General features: G+C 65.4%; 15 protein-coding genes. 11 read left to right on the top strand and 4 right to left on the bottom strand.

The window, feature by feature from the left end:
• Window positions 1-10: 10 nt before the first annotated feature.
• From IVB42_RS07090 to IVB42_RS07080, 3 genes are read right to left on the bottom strand one after another with little or no spacing between them, the layout of a single operon-like run.
• A complete protein-coding gene (locus IVB42_RS07090; protein ID WP_018456007.1) occupies window positions 11-1,756 on the bottom strand; it encodes a DUF3369 domain-containing protein in 1,746 nt (581 codons plus the stop codon).
• Window positions 1,726-3,756 carry an ATP-binding protein gene (locus IVB42_RS07085; RefSeq protein WP_247398959.1) on the bottom strand — a complete coding sequence of 677 codons (2,031 nt, stop codon included), beginning with the start codon at window positions 3,754-3,756 and terminating at the stop codon, window positions 1,726-1,728. Before IVB42_RS07085 ends, IVB42_RS07090 begins: the two co-directional genes overlap by 31 nt.
• 54 nt (window positions 3,757-3,810) lie before the next feature.
• Window positions 3,811-4,806: a TRAP transporter substrate-binding protein gene (locus IVB42_RS07080; RefSeq protein ID WP_026233068.1), complete on the bottom strand. Its 996-nt coding sequence runs from the start codon at window positions 4,804-4,806 to the stop codon at window positions 3,811-3,813.
• A gap of 186 nt (window positions 4,807-4,992) precedes the next feature.
• On the opposite strand from IVB42_RS07080, the gene ugpB reads away from it, so the two are divergent.
• The 10 genes from ugpB to IVB42_RS07030 all read left to right on the top strand — a co-directional run bounded on the left by ugpB (window position 4,993) and on the right by IVB42_RS07030 (window position 16,018).
• A complete protein-coding gene (ugpB, locus tag IVB42_RS07075) occupies window positions 4,993-6,333 on the top strand; it encodes a sn-glycerol-3-phosphate ABC transporter substrate-binding protein UgpB (protein ID WP_026233069.1) in 1,341 nt (446 codons plus the stop codon).
• A gap of 154 nt (window positions 6,334-6,487) precedes the next feature.
• Window positions 6,488-7,435 carry an aminoglycoside 3'-phosphotransferase/choline kinase family protein gene (locus tag IVB42_RS07070; protein WP_247338302.1) on the top strand — a complete coding sequence of 316 codons (948 nt, stop codon included), beginning with the start codon at window positions 6,488-6,490 and terminating at the stop codon, window positions 7,433-7,435.
• Between the two features lie 259 nt (window positions 7,436-7,694).
• Complete coding sequence (locus tag IVB42_RS07065; RefSeq protein WP_018456012.1) at window positions 7,695-9,317, top strand: ABC transporter substrate-binding protein; 1,623 nt, start codon at window positions 7,695-7,697, stop codon at window positions 9,315-9,317.
• Between the two features lie 213 nt (window positions 9,318-9,530).
• A complete protein-coding gene (locus tag IVB42_RS07060; RefSeq protein ID WP_018456013.1) occupies window positions 9,531-10,544 on the top strand; it encodes an ABC transporter permease in 1,014 nt (337 codons plus the stop codon).
• Window positions 10,545-10,546: 2 nt separating this feature from the next.
• Window positions 10,547-11,446: an ABC transporter permease gene (locus IVB42_RS07055; protein ID WP_018456014.1), complete on the top strand. Its 900-nt coding sequence runs from the start codon at window positions 10,547-10,549 to the stop codon at window positions 11,444-11,446.
• Window positions 11,447-11,549: 103 nt separating this feature from the next.
• The gene (locus IVB42_RS07050) at window positions 11,550-13,313 is read left to right on the top strand and encodes an ABC transporter ATP-binding protein (RefSeq protein ID WP_247295952.1); all 1,764 of its coding nucleotides are present in this window, start codon (window positions 11,550-11,552) and stop codon (window positions 13,311-13,313) included.
• Entirely contained in the window at window positions 13,313-13,492 is a 180-nt protein-coding gene (locus IVB42_RS07045; protein WP_018456016.1) for a DUF4089 domain-containing protein, read from the top strand. The genes IVB42_RS07050 and IVB42_RS07045 overlap by 1 nt, the downstream gene beginning before the upstream one ends.
• Before the next feature lie 7 nt (window positions 13,493-13,499).
• Window positions 13,500-14,897 carry an AtzE family amidohydrolase gene (locus IVB42_RS07040; RefSeq protein ID WP_247469929.1) on the top strand — a complete coding sequence of 466 codons (1,398 nt, stop codon included), beginning with the start codon at window positions 13,500-13,502 and terminating at the stop codon, window positions 14,895-14,897.
• A 1-nt stretch (window position 14,898) separates the two neighbouring features.
• A complete protein-coding gene (gene hpxZ / locus IVB42_RS07035; protein WP_018456018.1) occupies window positions 14,899-15,291 on the top strand; it encodes an oxalurate catabolism protein HpxZ in 393 nt (130 codons plus the stop codon).
• Between the two features lie 4 nt (window positions 15,292-15,295).
• Window positions 15,296-16,018 (top strand): GntR family transcriptional regulator, encoded by a 723-nt coding sequence (locus IVB42_RS07030; RefSeq protein ID WP_247469927.1) that lies wholly within the window; start codon window positions 15,296-15,298, stop codon window positions 16,016-16,018.
• 110 nt (window positions 16,019-16,128) lie between these two features.
• Here the strand turns inward: IVB42_RS07030 and atzF are convergent, their stop codons facing one another.
• Window positions 16,129-17,946: an allophanate hydrolase gene (atzF, locus tag IVB42_RS07025; RefSeq protein ID WP_026233071.1), complete on the bottom strand. Its 1,818-nt coding sequence runs from the start codon at window positions 17,944-17,946 to the stop codon at window positions 16,129-16,131.
• A gap of 368 nt (window positions 17,947-18,314) precedes the next feature.
• Between atzF and IVB42_RS07020 the strand changes: the two genes are divergently transcribed.
• Window positions 18,315-20,165, top strand: coding sequence for a feruloyl-CoA synthase (locus tag IVB42_RS07020; protein WP_085357700.1), 1,851 nt, complete (start codon window positions 18,315-18,317; stop codon window positions 20,163-20,165).
• Window positions 20,166-20,469 lie beyond the last annotated feature (304 nt).

The following is a 20,469-nucleotide window of genomic DNA, read 5'->3' as shown; positions in this document are numbered from 1 at the left end:
GGTCCTGAGATCACGAAATTTCGGTCGCGGGGAGGGTGATGGTGAAGGTCGAGCCCTTGCCGGGGCCCTCGCTCTCGGCGGTCACCTCGCCGCCGTGCATGTCGATAATACGCTTGACGATGGACAACCCAAGCCCGGTCGAGCTCTCGCCGGCGGTCGGTTTTGCCGACAGCCGCTGGAACCGGCCGAACAGGCGGCCGAGATCCTCCGGCGACAGGCCGGCGCCCTCGTCGCTGACGCGGACGATGGTGTCGCCGCCCTCATGGCTGACGACGACGCCGATCTTGCCGCCGATCGGTGAGTATTTGATGGCGTTGCTGATCAGATTGTCGATTGCCTCGCGAATGCGGTCGGTGTCGCACATGGTGACGACGTTGACGGGCGCGGTGACGCTGATCGCCTGCTGCTTGTTGACGGCGAGCGGCTGGTTGGCCTCGGCGACCTCCTTGACCAGGGCCGCGACGTCGACGGGCTCGCGGCGGATGGTGATGTCGAAGGCATCGGCCATCGCATCCGAGATCAGATGATCGACCATCGTGGTCAGGCGCTTGGTCGCATCGCGGATGTGATCGACCTGGGCCACGACGCCGCCTGACGACGCGCCGGTCGAGATCAACTCCTTCAGCATCTCGGTGCGGCCGAGGATGACGCCGAGCGGATTCTTCAGATCGTGGGCAACGGTACCGAGGATTTCGTTCTTGAAGCCGTTGGCGCGTTGCAGCCGCAGCCATTGCGCCGAGAGGCGGCGGTTGGCCTGCATCAGCGCGCGGGTGCGCTGGGCGACGCGGTCTTCCAGCTGGGTGTTGGCGGCCTGGAGCTGCTGGTAGAGGATGACGTTGTCGAAGGCGATCGAGAGCCGGCTGGAGAAGATCTCTACCAGCGAGCGGTCGGTCTCGGACAGCTCGCGCTCGGCCTGCAGCAGCACCACGACCTCGCGGCCGCTTCCGGTGCGCAAATAGATCACGCTGCGGTGGTCGGCGAATTCGTTCTTGCGGCCCTGGAACGCGGCTTCCACCATCGCGCGCAGATCGGGGTCGAGCGCCTTCGACGAGGTGGTGCCGATGAAGCGGCTGTAGCAGCCGCTGCCGGCGAGCACCGAGAGCTCGGGGTCGATGCCGCCATTGTCGCGCAAAACCAGGATACCGGCGCAATCGACGTTGAGCAGCGAGGCAAGCTGGGTCAGTACGCCCTCGGCGAGCCGCTGCATCGACTTGAAATCGTACAGCGTCGAAGCCGCGTCGATGATGATCTCGAGCCCGCGCCTTGTCTGCAGCATGCGCTCGAGCTGCTGGTAGGAGCGCAGCGCCGCGGTCAGCGAGGTGAACAGCTTGTCGGCGGTGAGCTCGGTCTTCGCTTTGTAGTCGTTGATGTCGTACTGCACGATCACGCGCCGTTCAGGCGCTTGACCGGGCTGTCCGGTGCGCAGGATGATGCGCACGGTCTCGTTCTTGAGCTCGTTGCGGATGTACTCGACCAGCTCGAGGCCGGCGACGTCCGTCTCCATGATGACGTCGAGCAGCACGGCGGCGATGTCGTTGTGCGCGGCCATCAGCTTGCGACCTTCGGCCGCGGAATGGGCGGAGAGGATCTCCAGGCCCTGGCCGTTGAGGGAATAGTCCGAGAGCGCAAAACGCGTACCGTCATGCACGGCCGGATCGTCGTCGATGACGGCGATCTTCCATTTCCGGGCGTCAACATCCTCCGATGCGGTACCGGTGTCGTCGATCAGGTGGAGGACATCGTCCTGTTCGGCCATTGAGAAGTCCCGTCAGTCTCTGTGCTTTGCCCGCCGCCCTTGGCGACCCGGGGCATGATAATGCGAAAAGTAGTGCCTTGTCCCAGCTTGGATTCCAGCATCATGCGACCGCCGAGCTGCTGGGTGACGAGGTTATAGACGATATGGAGGCCGAGTCCCGTGCCACCTTCATTGCGCCTGGTGGTAAAGAATGGGTCAAAGGCCTGGCGCTGCACGTCGGAGGTCATGCCGGCCCCGTCATCGGTGAAGATGATCTCGACGTCGTCGGCCCCGCGCGGCCGCGCCGAGATCGTGATCGTGCCGGCGCGGCCGTCGGCAAAGGCGTGGTTGGCGGCGTTGAGGAACAAATTGGTCAGGATCTGGCCGTAGGAGCCGGGATAGCCGTCGAGCAGCAGCCCCTCGGGCATGTCGACATGGAGCGTGATCGGCGACCGCTTCAACACCGGCCGCAGGCTCGCGATGATCTGCTCGGTGGCTTCGCTCAGTGAGAACTGTCGCCGCTCGGCATGGGAGCGGTCGACCGCGACCTGCTTGAACGACTGGATCAGCTCGCCGGCGCGCTGGAGATTGGCGACGAGCTGCTGCGAGGCGTCGCGCGAGGACTGCACGAATTCTTCCAGCTGCGAGCGGCGCAGGCCGCCGTCGCCCTTGAGCTGGGCCTCGAAGATTTCGGTGCGCCGGGCAAAGCTCGACGCAACGGTGAGGCTGATGCCGATCGGGTTGTTGACCTCGTGCGCGACGCCGGCGACGAGGCCGCCGAGGGCTGCGAGCCTCTCGGCATCGATCAGATTCTGCTGCGCGGCGTTGAGCTCGAGCAGCGCGCTTTCGGCCTTCTCCTTGGACGCGCGCAGCTCGTCCTCGGTCTGGCGCTTCGCGATGGCGTTCTCGCGGAACACTTCCACCGCGCGCGCCATGGCTCCGACCTCGTCGCGCGCGCGCGTGCCCTGCACCTCGCGGCCGAGGTCGCCGAGCGTGATCGCGCGCATCGCCGCCATGATCTGCTGCAGCGGCAGCCGGATCGACAGCGCGATCAGCACGCCGGCGGTGAGGATGATGCCGAGGAAGATCACGGCGATGGAGAGAACGCGACGGGAAATGTCCGCCAGCGTGCGGTCGAACGTCTCCTGCGCCTTTTGCTCGCGCTGGCGCATCTTGGTGGAGAGATCGTCGATGGCGCCGATCGCCTCGGCCTGGTTGGCGTCGATGGTGTTGCGCAGCAGCTCGGTACGGTTCGTGAGCTGCTCGGAGAGCTTTGCAAAACCCTCGCGCAGCGCGGCGGTCCGGGCGGCGAGTCGTCGCAGCGCCATGCGCTGGAGGTCGTTGTCGGCGAGATCGATCATCACGGGGATGGTCTTCTCGATGGTCTCGGTGTTGCGGCGGGCGTCGTCGGCCGCACCCGATGACAGCGACAGATAGTAGGAATTGGCCGCGACCAGCATCGCGGTGAAGGCCTCGCGCGACTTGCCCAGCGAAGGCCAGATCAGCGCGTCGCGATGGCCGGTGGCGCCTTCGATGATGGAGTAAAGGCCGGCCATGTCCCTGGCCGGTCCCTGCACCTGATCCTCGTAGGTCTTCGCGATGGTGGCCTGCACGCCGCGCAGCTCGCCGAAGCCGTTGAGGAAGCGGTCGGTGGTGCGCTCCAGCTCCTCGACCGAGCCCGACAGCATCGGGTCCTTGGCGGCGCGATTGGTCAGCGTCCCCAGCACCGCCTCGCGCAGCAGCAGGATCTCGGCGAACAGGTCGGGGCTCGGCTGGTTGATGTAGCGGTGGATCAGATTGTGCAGCCGCCCGGTCTCGCTTTCGAGCAGCGCCAGAATCCGGTCGGATTCGCGCACCTGGCGCACGTCGTCCCAGGCCGAGCCGAGCACCTGCGAGCCGTTCCAGATCAGCCCGACCAGCACGATGACCACGGCGGAGTTCAGCGCCGCGATCGACAGGATGCGCCAACGGATCGGCACCCCCCGGAGCACGCCGACCAGCCGCGCGCGCAGCCGCCCCATCGGGCCGGGCGACCTGTCTGCATGCTCGCTGTGTCCAAGCCCGGGCAAGAGGCCTCACTCCACCTTGCGAATGCGTTCGATCAGCGCGGCCGCGGCCGGATCCTGCCCGGCCTTGGCGTAGATCGCGACCATCGCGTCTTCGAACGGCTTGCGGTCGATATCCCTGACGATGGTGACGCCCGCTGCTTCCGCCTTGCGCTGCGACTGCTCCTCCAGGTCGCGCCATTTCTCGCGCATGAAGCGGCTGGAGCGCTGTGCGGCTTCCCTGAAGATGGTTTGCTCGTCGGCCGACAGGCTTTTCCAGGCCTTCAGCGAAATCACCAGCACTTCGGGGCTCATGGTGTGCTCGGTGAGGGCGAGATAGCCGGCATGTTTGTAATGGTCCGTCGTCACGTAGGATGGCCAGTTGTTCTCGGCGCCGTCGATCAGGTGGTTGGCAAGCCCGGCAAGCACCTGCCCATAGGGCATCTCGACCGGCTCCGCGCCGAGCGCGCGGATCATCTGGCTCATCAACTCCGACTGCTGCACCCGGATCCGCAATCCCTTGAGGTCCGCGACGTTTCTGACCGGGCGGGCGCCGTTGTAGATCGATCGCGCGCCGGAATCGTAGAAGGCGAGGCCAACGAAGCCGTAGGGCTCGAAGCTGCCGAGGATCTCGCTGCCGATCGGCCCGTCCAGCACCTTCTGCATGTGCTCGATGGACCGGAACAGGAACGGCATCGCCAGCACGTTCATCGCCGGAACGAAATTGCCGATCAGCGCCACATTGGTCCGGTTGAGATCGATCGCACCGACCCGGGTCTGCTCGATGGTCTCCTTCTCCTCGCCGAGTTGGCGGGAGTGGAAGACCTTGACCTCGTGCCGACCGCCGCTGCGCTCGGCGATCAGGGCGCCCATGTAGCGCAGCGCCTGCACGGTCGGATAATCCTCGGTCTGGGTGTCGGCGGCGCGGAACTCACGCGCAGCAGCTCCCGTCGCGCAGAGGGCGATCAAAAGCGCGACGAAAACCACCCCGGTCCGCGTGCGTTCGGCACGGTTCAACACTGGCACACTCAACCCCTCAGTGGTGGAGTCTATGGCGGGAGGAAAAGGTTCAATGCAATCTAGCAGATGGTCGTGGGAAGGCCATCCCGCCGGGCGCCTCGACGTGATTGTGCGGCGCGGCCGGGGCTCATTCCCGGTTGAAACCGCAAATGCCGCGCCTTAAGCAGGGGCAGCCGCTTTCGTCGGTGCGGCATGGAAAGAGCCATCGTGACTTCAGCATCGCGCCTTTTGCAGGTCGTCGCCGCCTTTGCGGCGCTCTCCTTGGCCGCGCCGGTGCGTGCCGCGACCGACATCGCGTGGTGGCACGCCATGTCCGGCGAACTCGGCCGGCAACTGGAAAAGCTCGCCTCCGACTTCAACGCCTCGCAGCCGGATTATCGCGTGGTGCCAACTTACAAGGGCAGTTACACCGAGACGGTGACGGCCGCGATCTTCGCCTTCCGCTCGCGCAGCCAGCCCGCGATCGTCCAGGTCAACGAGGTCGCCACCGCCACCATGACCGCGGCCAAGGGCGCGATCTATCCCGTGTTCAGCCTGATGCGGGACATGAAGGAGCCGTTCTCGCTCAATGACTACCTTCCCGCGGTCTCCGGCTACTACACCGATGCGGCCGGCAATCTCTTGTCCTTCCCTTTCAATTCGTCGACGCCGATTCTTTATTACAACAAGACCATGTTCCGCGACGCAGGGCTCGATCCGGAGGCGCCGCCGAAGACCTGGCCGGAGCTTGGCGCTGCTGCAAAACGCCTGCGCGATCGCGGCGCGGTGTGCGGCTTCACCACCTCCTGGCCGTCCTGGATCCATGTCGAGAATTTTTCAGCCTTCCACAATCTGCCGCTGGCAACGCGGGCGAACGGCTTTGCCGCGTTGGATGCCGAGCTGACCATCAACAATCCGTCTCTCGTGCGTCACGTCTCCGAGCTCAGCGAGTGGCAGAAAACGAAAGTGTTCGACTATAGCGGCCGCGGCCAGTCGGCCGAGCCGCGCTTCCAGAACGGCGAATGCGGCATCTTCATCGGCTCCTCGGCGACGCGCGCCGACATCAAGGCGAATTCGAAGTTCGAGATTGGCTACGGCATGATGCCGTATTGGCCCGACGTGAAGGGTGCGCCGCAGAATTCGATCATCGGTGGCGCCACGCTGTGGGTGCTGCGCGACCGTCCGCGCGAGGAATACAAAGGCGTGGCACGATTCTTCGCCTATCTGTCGCAGCCCGGCGTGCAGGCCGCCTGGCACCAGAACACCGGCTATCTGCCTGTCACCCGCGCCGCCTTCGAGCTGACGCGCGCGCAAGGTTTTTACGAGCGCAATCCGGGCTCGGCGATGTCGTTCGAAGAGATCACGCTGCATCCGCCGACGGAGAATTCAAAGGGCATCCGGCTCGGCTCCTTCGTGCTGATCCGCGGCGCGATCGAGGACGAGCTGGAGCAGGCCTTTGCCGGCCGCAAGAGCGCGCAAGCCGCGCTCGATGCTGCGGTCGAACGCGGCAACAAGATCCTGCGCCAGTTCGAGCGCGCCAGCCCGGATAGGTAGGGGGAGGGATGGTAGCTCGGCGTTAAGGCGCAAGGCCGTTCCACAGCGTCATGGCCGGGCTTGTCCCGGCCATCCACGCCTTGGCCGCAGCACGAAGAACGTGGATGCCCGGGACAAGCCCGGGCATGACGAGCTCAACAGCCGTTAGGTTACGATGTCGATGCCACTCCCCCACCTCGCCGACGCGGCAAGCTTTCGCGCCTTTCGCGCCGACCCTCCGCGATGGCTGCCGATCGCACTCGACATCGCCCGCAGCCACGATCTCGATGCCAGCGCGCCGCACGTGTTTGCCACCGGCACCAATCTCGTGGTCGGGCTCGGCGATCGCCTGATCCTGAAAATCTTCCCGCCGCTGCTCCGCGCGCAGTTCGTCTCCGAGCACGGCTCGCTGGCCCAGCTTGCCGGTCGCATTGACTTGCCAATTCCCGAGATCGTCGCGGAAGGCGAGCGCGACGGCTGGCCTTATCTGATCATCACGCGCCTTGCCGGCACGCTCGGCTCGGAGGTCTGGCCGTCGTTGCCGGAAGCGCAGAAGGAGCGCGTGCTGCGACAGATCGGCGAGACCATCGCCGCCGTGCAGCGCGCGCCGCTCGGCTCACTCGCGCAGATCCAGCCGCGCTGGGACGACTTCATGCGGGCCCAGATGCAGGGCTGCAAGGCGCGGCACACGCGTCTCGGCCTGGCGCCGAAATTCCTCGCCGGCCTCGACGATCTCCTGCGTGATGCGGCCGCGCTCATTCCGATGGATGCGTCGCCGGTGATCCTGATCGGCGAATACATTCCGGAGAACTTCCTGCTCGCCCGCCACGACGATCAATGGTCTCTCGCCGGCCTGTTCGACTTCGGCGACGTGCTGGCGGGATGGCGGGACTACGATCTGCTCGGCCCTAGCGCCTTCATGGCAGCGGGCCGGCCGGGCAGGGTGCGCAACCTGCTCGAAGGCTTTGGCTATGCGAAGCTCGACTTCGCGCTCAAGCGACGGCTGATGGCCCTGATGCTGCTGCATCGCGCCAGCGACCTCAACAGCCACATCTGCATCGAGGGCTGGCAGGAGCAGGCGGATGATCTGGTCGAACTTCAGGAACTGATCTGGCCGGGGTGACGGGCCGCGATCGATAGCCGCGCCACCTAGGGGCGAGACGCGCTCACGCAATAGGCTGGTATTCTCGAAGCATATTTTTTAGGCAAATATACCTGTTTGTATGCAATGTCCGACGGCTTGGCTTCTGATCGACGGCCCGGATAGCAGCCTTTTCCTATAAACATTTCATAGGCTTAGCTGGTTTAATCCTTGCTTAAGCCTTGGCACGAACCTTGCGAATCCAGTTCCAACCAGAAAACTTTTGTGTTGGAGCCATTCCATGAAGCGCCGCGATTTCCTCAAGTCCGTTTCCGGATTGGCCGCAGGTGCGGCGCTTCCGGCCATGCCGTCCGTGATCTCGTCGGCCAAGGCCGATGCGCGCTCGGAGACGCTGCTGATCGTCTCGGAAGGCGGCCCCAACAATCTCGATATCCACGGCGTCGGCACCAACGTGCCCGGCTATGAGGTGTCCTGGAATTGCTACGACCGCCTGCTCAGCCACGAGATGAAGACCGGCCCCGGCGGCGTGCCCTATTACGACCGCGACAAGTTCAAGGGCGAACTCGCCGAGGACTTCAAGATCGACGACAGGTCGGTCACCTTCAAGCTGAAGAAGAACGCCAAATTCCACGACGGCGCGCCTGTGACCGCCAAGGACGTGAAGTGGTCGCTCGACCGAGCCGTCAGCGTCGGCGGATTCCCCACCTTCCAGATGAGCGCGGGCTCGCTCACGAAACCCGAGCAGTTCGTCGTGATCGACGACTACACGGTACGTGTCGACTTCCTGAAGAAGGACAAGCTGACGATCCCCGATCTCGCGGTGATCGTGCCCTGCATCATCAATTCCGAGCTGGTGAAGAAGAACGCCAGCGAGAAGGATCCCTGGGGACTCGAATTCACCAAGCAGCAGACCGCGGGCTCCGGCGCCTACAAGGTGACGAAGTGGACCGCCGGCACCGAAGTGGTGATGGAGCGCAACGACGATTGGGTCGGCGGCCCGCTGCCGAAGATCAAGCGCGTGATCTGGCGCATGGTGCCGCAGGCCGGCAATCGCCGCGCGCTGCTGGAGCGCGGCGACGCCGACATCTCCTATGAGCTGCCGTTCAAGGATTTCCAGGAGATGAAGGCGAGCGGCAAGCTCAACGTGGTGTCGCTGCCGTTCTCCAACGGCATCCAGTATATCGGCATGAACGTGACCAAGCCGCCGTTCGACAATCCCAAGGTACGTCAGGCGGTCGCCTGCGCGATTCCCTATCAGAAGATCATGGACGCGGTGATGTTCGGGCTGGCTAACCCGATGTTCGGCGCGCCCAAGGACAAGCCAACCGAAGTCGCCTGGCCGCAGCCGCACAAATACAACACCGACATGGACAAGGCGAAGGCGCTGCTGGCCGAGGCCGGCTACCCGAACGGCTTCGAGACCACGATCTCGTTCGACCTCAACTTCGCCGGCGTCAACGAGCCGCTCTGCGTGCTGGTGCAGGAGAGCCTGGCCCAGATCGGCATCAAGACCACCATCAACAAGGTGCCCGGCGCCAACTGGCGCACCGAATTGAACAAGAAGGAAATGCCGCTCTTCACCAACGTATTCTCGGGCTGGCTCGATTACCCCGAATACTTCTTCTACTGGTGCTATCACGGCAATAATTCCGTCTTCAACACCATGAGCTACAAGTCGGCGGAGATGGACAAGCTGATCGACGGCGCACGCGCGGCCGCCGCGACCGGCGACACCGCGACCTACGACACCGACGTGAAGGGCTTCGTCGACCTCGCCTACAGCGACATCCCGCGCATCCCGCTGTACCAGCCGTTCGTCAACGTCGCGATGCAGAAGAACATCAGCGGCTACCAATACTGGTTCCACCGGAGGCTGGATTATCGCGCGATGGCGAAGGGGTAAGGGGATGGCGGGCGCTGTCCTTCGCAGTGAGGTGAGCACGCTTTTCAGGCTCCCTCCCCCCTTGTGGGGGAGGGGTGGGGAGAGGGGTAGCCACAAACTCCGATCTCTCCCGGAGCCACCCCCCTCCCTAGCCCTCCCCCACAAGGGGGGAGGGAACGCAGCGGAGCGAGTGGCCGCGTGTCGGGTTCATTCAACGCGCAAGAGGAAGTCGCCATGCTGACCATGATCGGCAAGCGCCTGATGTTCGCGATTCCTTCGCTGATCGGGGTCGTCATCGTCACCTTCCTGCTGACCCGCGCATTGCCCGGTGATCCCGCGGCGTATTTCGCCGGCCCCGCCGCAACGAAAGAAGCCGTCGAGCAGATCCGGAAAAAACTCGGCCTCGACAAGCCGCTGATCGAGCAGTTCTTTCGCTACACCAACGATCTCGCCCATGGCGATTTCGGCAACTCGCTCACGACCGGCCAGCCGGTCGCAGCCGAGATCCGCAACCGCCTGCCGGCCTCCGCCGAGCTGACGCTGCTCGGCCTCATCGTCTCGGTCGTGATCGCGATTCCGCTCGGCGTGCTGGCGGCGACGCGGCCGGGCTCATGGGTCGACCATCTCTGCCGTGTGACGACGACGGCCGGCGTCTCGCTGCCGGTGTTCTTCACAGGTCTGGTGCTGGTCTATGTGTTCTATTTCCGGCTCGGCTGGTCGCCCGCGCCGCTCGGCCGGCTCGATGTGTTCTACAGCGCGCCGCCGACAGTGACCGGCTTCTATCTGATCGACACCCTGATCGCGCGCGACTTCGAGGCGTTCCGTTCGGCATGCAGCCAGCTCATCCTGCCGGCGACGACGCTTGCGATCTTCTCGCTGGCGCCGATCGCGCGCATGACGCGCGCCTCGATGCTGGCGGTGCTGTCCTCCGAATTCGTGCGCACCGCGCGTGCCAGCGGCCTGTCGCCGGCGACCGTCATCGTCACCTACGCCTTCCGCAACGCGATGCTCCCCGTCATCACCACGCTGAGCATGGTGTTCTCGTTCCTGCTCGGCGCCAACGTGCTGGTGGAGAAAGTGTTCGCCTGGCCAGGCATCGGCTCTTACGCCGTCGAAGCGCTGATCTCGTCGGACTTCGCGCCGGTGCAGGGGTTCGTGCTGACCATGGCGGTGATGTACGTGCTGCTCAATCTCGTGATCGACATTCTCTATGGCGTGATCGACCCGCGCGTGCGGTTGGAGGGCTAATCATGAGCACCGTTGCGCCTGCTGTTGAACCCGTCGGCCCCGCGCGCACGTCGGGTCTCGTCGCGCTCCTCGACCAGACCCGCTACGTGCTCGGCGAGAACAAGGTCACCGGCTTTGCATTCGCGCTGCTGATCGTGATCCTCCTTGCCGCGATCTTCGGCCCCTATGTGGTGCCGTATGACCCGCTGGCGTCCGACACCGTGGCGTCGCTGAAGCCACCGTCGGCCGCGCACTGGTTCGGCACCGATCAATTGGGCCGTGACATCTTCAGCCGGGTCGTGGTGGCGACGCGGCTCGATACGTTCATCGCGGTCGCCTCCGTCGCCCTGGTGTTCCTGATGGGCGGGCTCGCCGGCATCGCGGCCGGCTATTTCGGCGGCTGGACCGATCGCATCGTCGGCCGCGTCGCCGACACCATCATGGCGTTCCCGCTGTTCGTGCTGGCCATGGGCATCGTCGCCGCGCTGGGGAACACCGTGCAGAACATCATCCTGGCCACCGCCATCGTGAACTTCCCGCTCTACGCCCGCGTTGCGCGCGCCGAAGCCAATGTCCGCCGTAACGCCGGCTTCGTGCAGGCCGCGCGTCTGTCCGGTAACGGCGAATTCCGCATTCTGCTCGTGCATATCCTGCCGAACATCATGCCGATCATGATCGTGCAGATGTCGCTGACCATGGGCTACGCCATCCTCAATGCCGCCGGTCTCTCCTTCATCGGCCTCGGCGTCCGTCCGCCGACGGCCGAATGGGGCATCATGGTCGCCGAAGGCGCCGGCTTCATGGTGTCAGGCGAATGGTGGATCGCGCTATTCCCGGGCCTCGCTTTGATGATCGCCGTGTTCTGCTTCAACCTCCTCGGCGACGGCCTGCGCGACATCGTCGACCCCCAGCGGAGGACGTGATGGCTGGGTTAGGCGTACTTTTTCGCTCGAAATTCCCCAATGAAATCAACCTCATTCTACTGTGCATGGGGTTGTTTTCGCCATTTTTAGTTGGGAGGTGCCCATGACCGCCCCGCCGCTGCTCGACGTCCAGGACCTTACCGTCGAATTCACCACCCGCCGCGGCATCGTCAAGGCGGTGCAGCACGTCAACATTTCCGTCGCCAAGGGCGAGACGCTTGCGATCGTCGGCGAGTCCGGCTCCGGCAAATCGGTGACGTCGTATGCGGTGATGCGCATTCTCGACCGTGCGGGGCGGATCGCCGAAGGCTCGGTGATGTTCTCGGGCATCGACGTCAAGGCCGCGACCGAAGACCAGATGCGCGATCTGCGCGGTCGCGAAGTCTCGATGATCTTCCAGAATCCGCGCGCCGCGCTCAACCCGATCCGGAAGGTCGGCGACCAGATCGAGGACGTGCTGCGCACCCATGTCCAGCAGGCCATGGTTTCGGACCGCGGCGAGAAGGCGATCGAGGCGCTGGAGCAGGTCAAGATCGCCCGCCCGCGCGAGCGCTATCACGCCTATCCGTTCGAATTGTCAGGCGGCATGTGCCAGCGTGTCGTCATCGCGCTCGCGCTCGCCTGCAATCCGCAGCTACTGATCGCGGACGAGCCGACGACCGGATTGGACGTCACCACGCAGAAGGCGGTGATGGATCTGATCGTGGAATTGACCAAGCGCAAGGCAATGTCCACCATCCTGATCACGCACGATCTCGGCCTCGCCGCTGCTTATTGCGACCGCGTCGTCGTGATGGAAAAGGGCAGGGTGGTCGAGACCGCCAAGGCCGCCGACATCTTCGCCAACCCGCAGCACCCCTACACCAAGAAGCTGATGCGCGCGACGCCGCGGCTCGGCGTGAGCCTGCGGGATCTGTTGCCGGAGGAGGAAGGCTCAGCCGTCGTGGCCGGGCCTGACCGGGCCATCCATCAGGCTTCGCAGGACGAGGCCAGGAAGAGCGGGCAGCCCCTTCTCCTCATCGACAAGCTGGTCAAGGAATATCCCCGCCAGGGCGCCACCGCCACGCTCGGCAAATTGTTCGGCCGCAAGCCGCCGGTCGAGCCGGACGTGTTCCGCGCCGTCGACGGCATCAGCTTCTCGATCGGTCACGGCGAGAGCGTCGGCCTGGTCGGCGAGTCCGGCTGCGGCAAATCGACCACGTCGATGATGGTGATGCGGCTGCTGGATCAGACCTCGGGGCTGATCCAGTTCGACGGCGAGGACATCGGCGGCATCGCGCCCGCCGGCTTTGCCCGGCTGCCGCAGCGCAGCCGCATCCAGATGGTGTTCCAGGATCCGACCGACAGCCTCAACCCGCGCTTCACCGCCGTGCGTGCCATCGCCGATCCCATCATGCAGCTCGGCGACGTCAGGGGGCGCGACGCGCTCCGCGCCCGCTGCGAGGAGCTCGCCACCATGGTGGGCCTGCCGCACAATCTGCTGGATCGCTTCCCGCACCAATTGTCGGGCGGCCAGAAAGCCCGCGTCGGCATCGCCCGCGCCATCGCCCTGCACCCGAAACTCGTGATCCTGGACGAGCCGACCGCCGCGCTCGACGTTTCGGTCCAGGCCGTGGTCCTCAATCTGCTCCAGGACCTCAAGGCCCGACTAGGTATGAGTTATCTGTTCGTCTCGCATGATTTGAACGTAGTGCGCTTGTTGTGCGATCGTGTCATTGTCATGCGGTCGGGTCGAATCGTCGAGGAAGGATCTTCCGAGCGGGTCTTGAGCGATCCGCAGGACGACTACACCAAGGAGCTGCTGACGGCGATCCCGCATCCGCCGCTGCAGACAGAGCGCACACTGAGAGCTTGTTTGGGAGCGTGATGGCCGAACCGTTGGACGATTATATCGACGCTGTCACCAAAGCGTTGGCGTTGCCCGTCGAGGAAGCATGGAGGGCGTCCATCCGCGCCAATCTCGAGGTCTCGCTGCGGCTCGGCCGCCTCGTCGACGAATTCGCGCTGCCGGACGAGACCGAGCCGGCGCCCGTGTTCACGGTCTGACGCCGCCATGACGACCAAGCCAGAGATGACGGCCTCCGAGATCGCGAGCGCGGTTGCGGGCCGCAAGATGTCCGCGCTCGATGCGACCGAAGCCGCGCTTGCGCGCATCAAGCAGCACGACACCATCCTCAATGCGTTTACCGACATCACCGCCGATCGCGCCCGCGCCAAAGCGCGCGCAATCGATGCCGATATCGCCGCCGGCAAGTCCGTCGGCCCATTGGCCGGCGTGCCGTTCGCGGTGAAGAACTTGTTCGACGTCGCAGGCCTCGCCACGCGCGCAGGCTCGAAGATCAACCGCGATCGCGCACCCGCCACGCGCGATGCCACGCTGATCGAGCGCATGGAAGCGGCCGGCGCCGTGCTGGTCGGTGCGCTCAACATGGGTGAATACGCCTATGACTTCACCGGCGAGAACGTCCATGACGGTCCCTCGCGCAATCCGCACGATACGACGCGGATGAGCGGCGGCTCCTCCGGCGGCTCGGGCAGCGCCGTTGGTGGCGCGCTGGTGCCGATCGCGCTCGGTTCCGACACCAACGGTTCGATCCGCGTGCCGTCCTCGTTCTGCGGCATCTTCGGCCTGAAGCCGACCTATGGCCAGCTCTCGCGTGCGCGCTCTTTCCCGTTCGTCGCGAGCCTCGATCATCTCGGCCCGTTCGCGCGCTCCGCCACCGATCTCGCGCTGGCCTATGACGCCATGCAGGGACCGGATGCCGACGATGCCGCCTGCACCACCACACGTGGTCTGGAGCCGACGACACCGCTGCTTGCCAATCCGGTGTCCGACCTGCGCATCGCGATCGCCGGCGGGTACTTCCAGACCAATTTGTTTCCGGAAGCTGTCGAAGCCGTCAGCCGCGTCGCCAAGGCGCTGGGCGCAACGCGCGTGGTGGACGTGCCCGAAGCTGCGCGCGCCCGCGCGGCGGCCTATGTCATCACCACCACCGAGGGCGCCTCGCTGCATCTCGATCGGCTGCGCAAGCGGCCGAACGATTTCGATCCCGCCGTGCGCGACCGGCTGATTGCGGGCGCCATGGTGCCGGCGCCGCTGGTCGACCGCGCGCAAAAATTCCGCCGCTGGTATCGCGCGCAACTCGCCGAGATTTTCAAATCCGTCGACGTGCTGATCGCACCGGCGACGCCATGCACCGCGCCGAAGCTCGGCCAGGTCAATTTCAATCTTGGCGGCGTCGAGATGCCGGTGCGCGCCAATATCGGCATCCACACCCAGCCGATCTCGTTCATCGGCCTGCCTGTGGTCGCCGTGCCGGTGCCGCTCGATCCGCTGCCGATCGGCGTGCAGATCATCGCCGCGCCATGGCGCGAGGACATCGCGCTGCGCGTCGCGTTCGCGTTGGAGAAGATGGGTGTTGCCGCCGCGCCCAGCCCAAGAGGATTTTGAGATGGAGATCGATCTCCCCGAGGTGATCGCAGACGTCAAAGCTGCGTTCGAGCGCTATGAGCAGGCCCTGATCACCAACGACGTCGCCGTGCTCGGCGAGCTCTTCCGCAACGATCCCCGCACGCTGCGCTATGGCATCGGCGAGAACCTCTACGGCTATGAAGCAATCTCCGGCTTTCGCGCCGGCCGCTCGGCGGTCGGCCTCAATCGCCGCACCGCGAAAACCGTGATCACCAGCTATGGCCGCGACACCGCGGTTGCCTCCACCCTGTTCTATCGCGACACGATGCCGGGCAAGGTCGGCCGGCAGATGCAGACCTGGGTAAAATTCCCGGAGGGCTGGCGCGTCGTCGCCGCCCATGTCAGCATCATCGACGAGTCGAAAGAGACCTGACCGTATGACGCTTGACGATCTTCCGCCCGGAGCGCTGCCGGCCGAACCGGCGGTGCCGCGTGTCGACCGGGGGGCGCCGTCAGCGCACAAGGTCACGCGCGCCGAGGAGCTGCGCCTGCAGCTCGCCGACGAGATCGTGCGCGGAGCTCTGCCACCCGGTGCGCCGCTTGACGAGACCGACATCGCGCGCCGCTTCAGCGTTTCGCGCACGCCGGTGCGGGAAGCCCTGCGTCAGCTCGTGGCAAGCGGCCTCGTCGAAGCGCGCGCTCATCGCGGCGCGGTGGTGGCGCAGCCCTCGTTCGAACGGCTGACGGGCATGTTCGAGGCCATGGCGGAGCTTGAGGCGCTGTGTGCGGGTTTTGCCGCCGAGCGCATGTCCGCCACTGAGCGTCACGGCCTGGAAGCCATCCACGAAGAACTGCGGGTGTTGAGCTACGCCGGCAATCCCGAGCGCTTCCACGAGGTCAACGAGCGCTTCCACAACGCGATCTATGCGGGATCGCAGAACGGCTACATCGCCGAGATCACGCTGGCGACGCGCGTGCGCGTACAGCCGTTTCGCCGCGCCCAGTTCCGCAATCTCGGCCGTCTCGCCAAGTCGCAAGCCGAGCACGACCGCGTTGTCGTCGCCATCATGCGCGGCGACAAGCAGGGCGCCGCCGCCGCGATGCGCGCGCATATCGAGCTGGTGCGCGGGGAGTACGAGATCTACGCGGTGTCGGTTTAGGGGCGCGCGCACGGTTGCGTAGGGTGGGCAAAGGCGCAAAGCGCCGTGCCCACCATCTCCCCAAGCTGACGGTGATGGTGGGCACGTTTCGCTTTGCCCACCTACGAGACCTACGCTGTCGTAGCTTCCGCCATATACTTCCGCCAGCCGCCATACGCGGTGATGTCGCGAGCCTCGCCCAGCACCTCGGGCTCGACGAGAAATCCCTTCACGCTGCGGCCATCGGCCAGCCGCACCGTGCCGATCGCCATCGGCGCGGGAATCGCGTTGACGAACTTGCCGAAGGCGGACGACGACAGCGACCAGATTTCCAGCTCGATCGACGCGCCCTTGCCGGCCTCGACGCGCAGCATGCCCGGCTTTGGCGGCGTGGTCTTCAATGCGTAGAGCTTGTAGTCCGCCGCGGTCCTGGTTGCCTCGATCAGCTGGCCGTTCAGCGCTTTCAGTTCGCCGTTCAGCGCCATGCCGGACAGATGCGCGCCGACCACGGCGATGGGAATCTCGTCGACGCCGCTTGCGGCAAGCGGCGCCAGCGCGGCTTGCACGACGCCCTTTGCGCCAAGCGTCAGTTTGGTATCGGCATGGAACACGCGGCCGATGCTGGCGAGCAGCGCATCGTGCCCGGTGGGTGCAAGAATTGTGATGCCGAACGGGATGCCGTCGGCGCGCATCGCCGCCGGCAGCGCGAGACCACAGAGATCGAGCAGATTGACAAAATTGGTATAGGTGCCGAGCCGGCTGTTGAGCTCGACCGGATTGGCCCGCACCTGCGCGGTCGTATAGGCCGTCGGCGCCGTCGGCAGCACCAGCGCGTCGATATTGGTGAAGGTGCGTTCGGCGATCTTGCGCAGGCCCTGCAGACGATAGAGCGCGGAGAAGGTGTCCGTCGCCGTCAACCGCGCACCGGCCGCGGTGATCTCGCGCGTCACGGGATGGATCGCCTCCGGTGCCGAGGCGAGCAGGTCGCGGATCACGAGATAGCGCTCGGCCACCCACGGTCCCTCGTAGAGCAGTCGGGCCGTCTCATAGAACGGCTCGAGGTCGAATTCGACGAGCGTTGCCCCAAGCGCGGTCCAGCGCTTCAGCGCCTCGGCGTAAGCCGCTTCCGCCTTCTTGTCGCCGAAGAAGATCAGCTGTCCGCTGCGCGGCACGCCCAGGCGCAGGTTTGCCGGGAGCGGGGTGATCGCGCCAAGCGGCCGGTCGCGCGAGAACGGATCTGCCTGATCGGGACCTGCCATCACGGAGAGCGCCAGCGCGGCGTCGTCGACCGTCAAAGCGAATACCGAGATGCAGTCGAGCGTCCGGCAGGCCGGCACCAGGCCAGCGGTCGAAATCATGCCGAGGCTCGGCTTGAGACCGACGATGTTGTTGAGCATCGCCGGCACGCGGCCTGAGCCGGCGGTGTCGGTGCCGAGCGACAGTGGCACCAGCCCGGCGCCGACGGCGGTGGCCGATCCCGAGCTCGAGCCGCCGGGAATGAGGTCCTCGCGGATCGCGTTTCTGGGGATGCCGTGGGGCGAGCGCACGCCGACAAGGCCGGTCGCGAACTGGTCGAGATTGGTCTTGCCGATGATGATCGCGCCGGCGGCGCGCAGCCGCTGCACCGCGGTCGAATCATGTGTCGGGGTATACGAGAAGGCCGGGCACGCCGCGGTGGTCGGAAATCCCAGCGCGTCGATATTGTCCTTCACCACGACCGGCACGCCATAGAGCGGCAGGCTGGCGGCGTCCTTGGTGGCGAGCTTCTCGGCCTCCGTGATCGCGTCCTTTTCGTCGCGCAGGCTGATGAAGACGGCGGGGTCGTTGTGGTCGCGGATGCGCTGATAGGTGCGCGCGACCGTCTGCGCCGGTGTGAGCGTGCCCGCGCGATGCGCGGCCACGATCGCGGCGACCGTTTCAGGCTGCTCAGCCCCCATTTCAGCCTTCATGGCGACAAATCTCCGGCTACGTCTCTTCACCCCGATCGAAGCAAGCGATGTGCCATTGTGTACAGAATCCGGGCAGGACAAGTGCTGCGGATATTACCGAGAGATCAGTGGCTTGTGGGATATTTCGAGCTCCGGCGGACCTTCGTGTCAGCGCCCTGTTACGAGCATTTGCGCAAATAATAGGCAGCTAGATCAGGTGCAGCCAGCAATCCATGCCGCGGATGCGCGGCGACCAGCCCTTTGAACGGCGGCGGGCCGTCCCACCTGGCCCCAGCTTGCGCCCCAACAATTGTCGTGGCCAACATGCTGGCCAACGCGGTCCGCGACGAGGCTGCGACCGGTCCCGGCTTCCGGGCGAGGAGGAAACCATGACAGCCGCCCCACGCGGTGATGCTTCGAGCCTGTTTGCGACACCCAGAACCGTTGCCGAGCATCGCGCCGACGGCAGCATCGTGCTGCGCTCGCCCGAGCCTCTGCGCGATGGCGCGCGCTGCGTCGGCGACTGGCTGGAGCAATGGGCGCGGCAGAGGCCCGACGCGATTTTCCTCGCCGAGCGCAGCAGTGCCGAAGCGCCATGGAGCACCGTTACCTATGCGCAGGCGCTGCGCCAGGTGCGCGCGGCGGCGTCCTGGATTCTGGCGCACGGTCTCGGCGCGGAGCGCCCGCTCGCGATCCTCTCCGACAACAGCATCGATCATGCGCTGCTGGCACTGGCGGCGCAGCATGTCGGCGTGCCCTCGGCGGCGATCTCGCCGGCCTATTCCCTGATGTCAAAGGACTTCGACAAGCTCAAGAGCATGATCGCGTTGCTTGAGCCCGCCGCGATCTATGTCTCCGCGACGAGGCCGTTTGCGGCGGCGCTGGCCGCGATCAAGCCGCTGCATAGCGCGCAGATTATCAGCGGCAATGCCGACGATGCCGATGCGCTGGCCTTTCGCACTATCGCGGCAACGCCCGAGAGCCCCGACGTCGCAAAGGCCTTCGCCGCGGTGACGCCCGATACGATCGCAAAACTCCTGTTCACTTCGGGCTCGACCGGCACGCCGAAAGCCGTGATCAACACCCAGCGCATGCTGACGTCCAGCCAGCAGGCCAAGGCGCAGACCTGGACTTTTCTCGAACGGGCGCGCGACGATCTGGTCATTCTCGACTGGCTGCCCTGGAGCCACACGTTTGGCGCGAACCACAATTTCAATCTCGTGCTGCGCAATGGCGGCTCGCTCTATATCGACGGCGGCAAGCCGGCGCCCGGTCTGTTTGCGATGTCGCTCGCCAACCTCAGAAGCGTGATGCCGACGGTCTATTTCAACGTGCCGCGCGGCTTCGACATGTTGATCGCGGCGCTGCGCGGCGACGAGGAGCTGTGTCGCCGCTTCTTCAGCGAGGTGAAATTCGCGTTCTACGCCGGTGCGGCGCTGCCGCAGAATCTCTGGGATGCGCTGGAAGAACTCTCCGTCAAGACTGTTGGCCGCGCGATGCCGATGGTCTCGGCCTGGGGCTCGACCGAGACGTCGCCGCTGGCCACCGACTGCCATTTCCTCGCGGAGCGCTCGGGCAATATCGGCGTGCCCATTCCCGGCACCGAACTGAAGCTCGTTACCTCCGGCGACAAGCTGGAGGTGCGCGTGCGCGGCCCCAACGTCACGCCGGGCTATTGGAAGGCGCCGGAGCTGACCAGGCAGGCTTTTGACGACGAGGGCTTTTATCTCATCGGTGATGCCGTGAAGTTCGCCGACGCGAACCGGCCCGAACGCGGCCTATTCTTTGACGGCCGCGTCGCGGAGGATTTCAAGCTCAATTCCGGCACCTGGGTCAGTGTCGGCACACTGCGCCTCGCCGGCATCGCCGCGCTGGCGCCGCTCGCGCAGGACATCGTCGTCACCGGCCATGGCGGCGACGAGGTGCGCTTCCTGGTGTTTCCGAACATCGCTGCGTGCCGCGCGCATGCCGGCCTGCCCGAGACCGCAGGCGTGAACGACGTGCTCGCGCATGAGAAGATCAGAGCCGCGATCGCGCGGGGGCTGGCGAAACTGAAGCAACACGGCGCCAACTCCTCCGGCCACGCCACGCGCGCGTTGCTGCTCGCCGAGCCGCCGTCGGTCGACGGCGGCGAGATCACCGACAAGGGCTACATCAACCAGCGCGCGGTGCTGACGCGCCGTGCCGATGCGGTGGCGCGGTTGGATGACGATGCGCCGGGCGAGTGGATCGGTCTGTAGCGCTTGGGCCTGTGCCCCGGACGCAGCGCAGCACGCAGTGATGCGCTGCAGAGCCGGGGCCATTCTTCGTGATTGGCATCTCTGGATCCCGGCTCTGCGCAGCAGCGTTTCACGCTGCAGCGCGTCCGGGACAAGAGAGCTCGGCAAACCCAACTACGCCAGCCGCCCTGCCGCATTATGCTGCACGATTCTTTTGTTGCCCAAGCAACTAATTTATGCGAACCGTTCCAGACACGGATGACGGCGGGAGGAACCGCCGCGTCGGATCGGAGGAAGCTATGCTCGGCAGAGAGGGTGCCGCCGG

The sequence above is a fragment of the Bradyrhizobium sp. 45 genome (genome assembly GCF_023073155.1).
GTDB lineage: Bacteria > Pseudomonadota > Alphaproteobacteria > Rhizobiales > Xanthobacteraceae > Bradyrhizobium > Bradyrhizobium canariense_D.
Note: the sequence above shows the minus strand (reverse complement) of the source record. Positions and strands in the feature narration are given on the sequence as shown.

Coding starts and splice junctions, on each gene's coding strand:
- IVB42_RS07090 (WP_018456007.1), bottom strand. CDS start 1,756: ATGGCCGAACAGGACGATGTCCTCCACCTGATCGACGACACCGGTACC.
- IVB42_RS07085 (WP_247398959.1), bottom strand. CDS start 3,756: ATGGGGCGGCTGCGCGCGCGGCTGGTCGGCGTGCTCCGGGGGGTGCCG.
- ugpB (WP_026233069.1), top strand. CDS start 4,993: ATGGAAAGAGCCATCGTGACTTCAGCATCGCGCCTTTTGCAGGTCGTC.
- IVB42_RS07070 (WP_247338302.1), top strand. CDS start 6,488: ATGTCGATGCCACTCCCCCACCTCGCCGACGCGGCAAGCTTTCGCGCC.
- IVB42_RS07065 (WP_018456012.1), top strand. CDS start 7,695: ATGAAGCGCCGCGATTTCCTCAAGTCCGTTTCCGGATTGGCCGCAGGT.
- IVB42_RS07060 (WP_018456013.1), top strand. CDS start 9,531: ATGCTGACCATGATCGGCAAGCGCCTGATGTTCGCGATTCCTTCGCTG.
- IVB42_RS07055 (WP_018456014.1), top strand. CDS start 10,547: ATGAGCACCGTTGCGCCTGCTGTTGAACCCGTCGGCCCCGCGCGCACG.
- IVB42_RS07050 (WP_247295952.1), top strand. CDS start 11,550: ATGACCGCCCCGCCGCTGCTCGACGTCCAGGACCTTACCGTCGAATTC.
- IVB42_RS07045 (WP_018456016.1), top strand. CDS start 13,313: ATGGCCGAACCGTTGGACGATTATATCGACGCTGTCACCAAAGCGTTG.
- IVB42_RS07040 (WP_247469929.1), top strand. CDS start 13,500: ATGACGACCAAGCCAGAGATGACGGCCTCCGAGATCGCGAGCGCGGTT.
- hpxZ (WP_018456018.1), top strand. CDS start 14,899: ATGGAGATCGATCTCCCCGAGGTGATCGCAGACGTCAAAGCTGCGTTC.
- IVB42_RS07030 (WP_247469927.1), top strand. CDS start 15,296: ATGACGCTTGACGATCTTCCGCCCGGAGCGCTGCCGGCCGAACCGGCG.
- atzF (WP_026233071.1), bottom strand. CDS start 17,946: ATGAAGGCTGAAATGGGGGCTGAGCAGCCTGAAACGGTCGCCGCGATC.
- IVB42_RS07020 (WP_085357700.1), top strand. CDS start 18,315: ATGACAGCCGCCCCACGCGGTGATGCTTCGAGCCTGTTTGCGACACCC.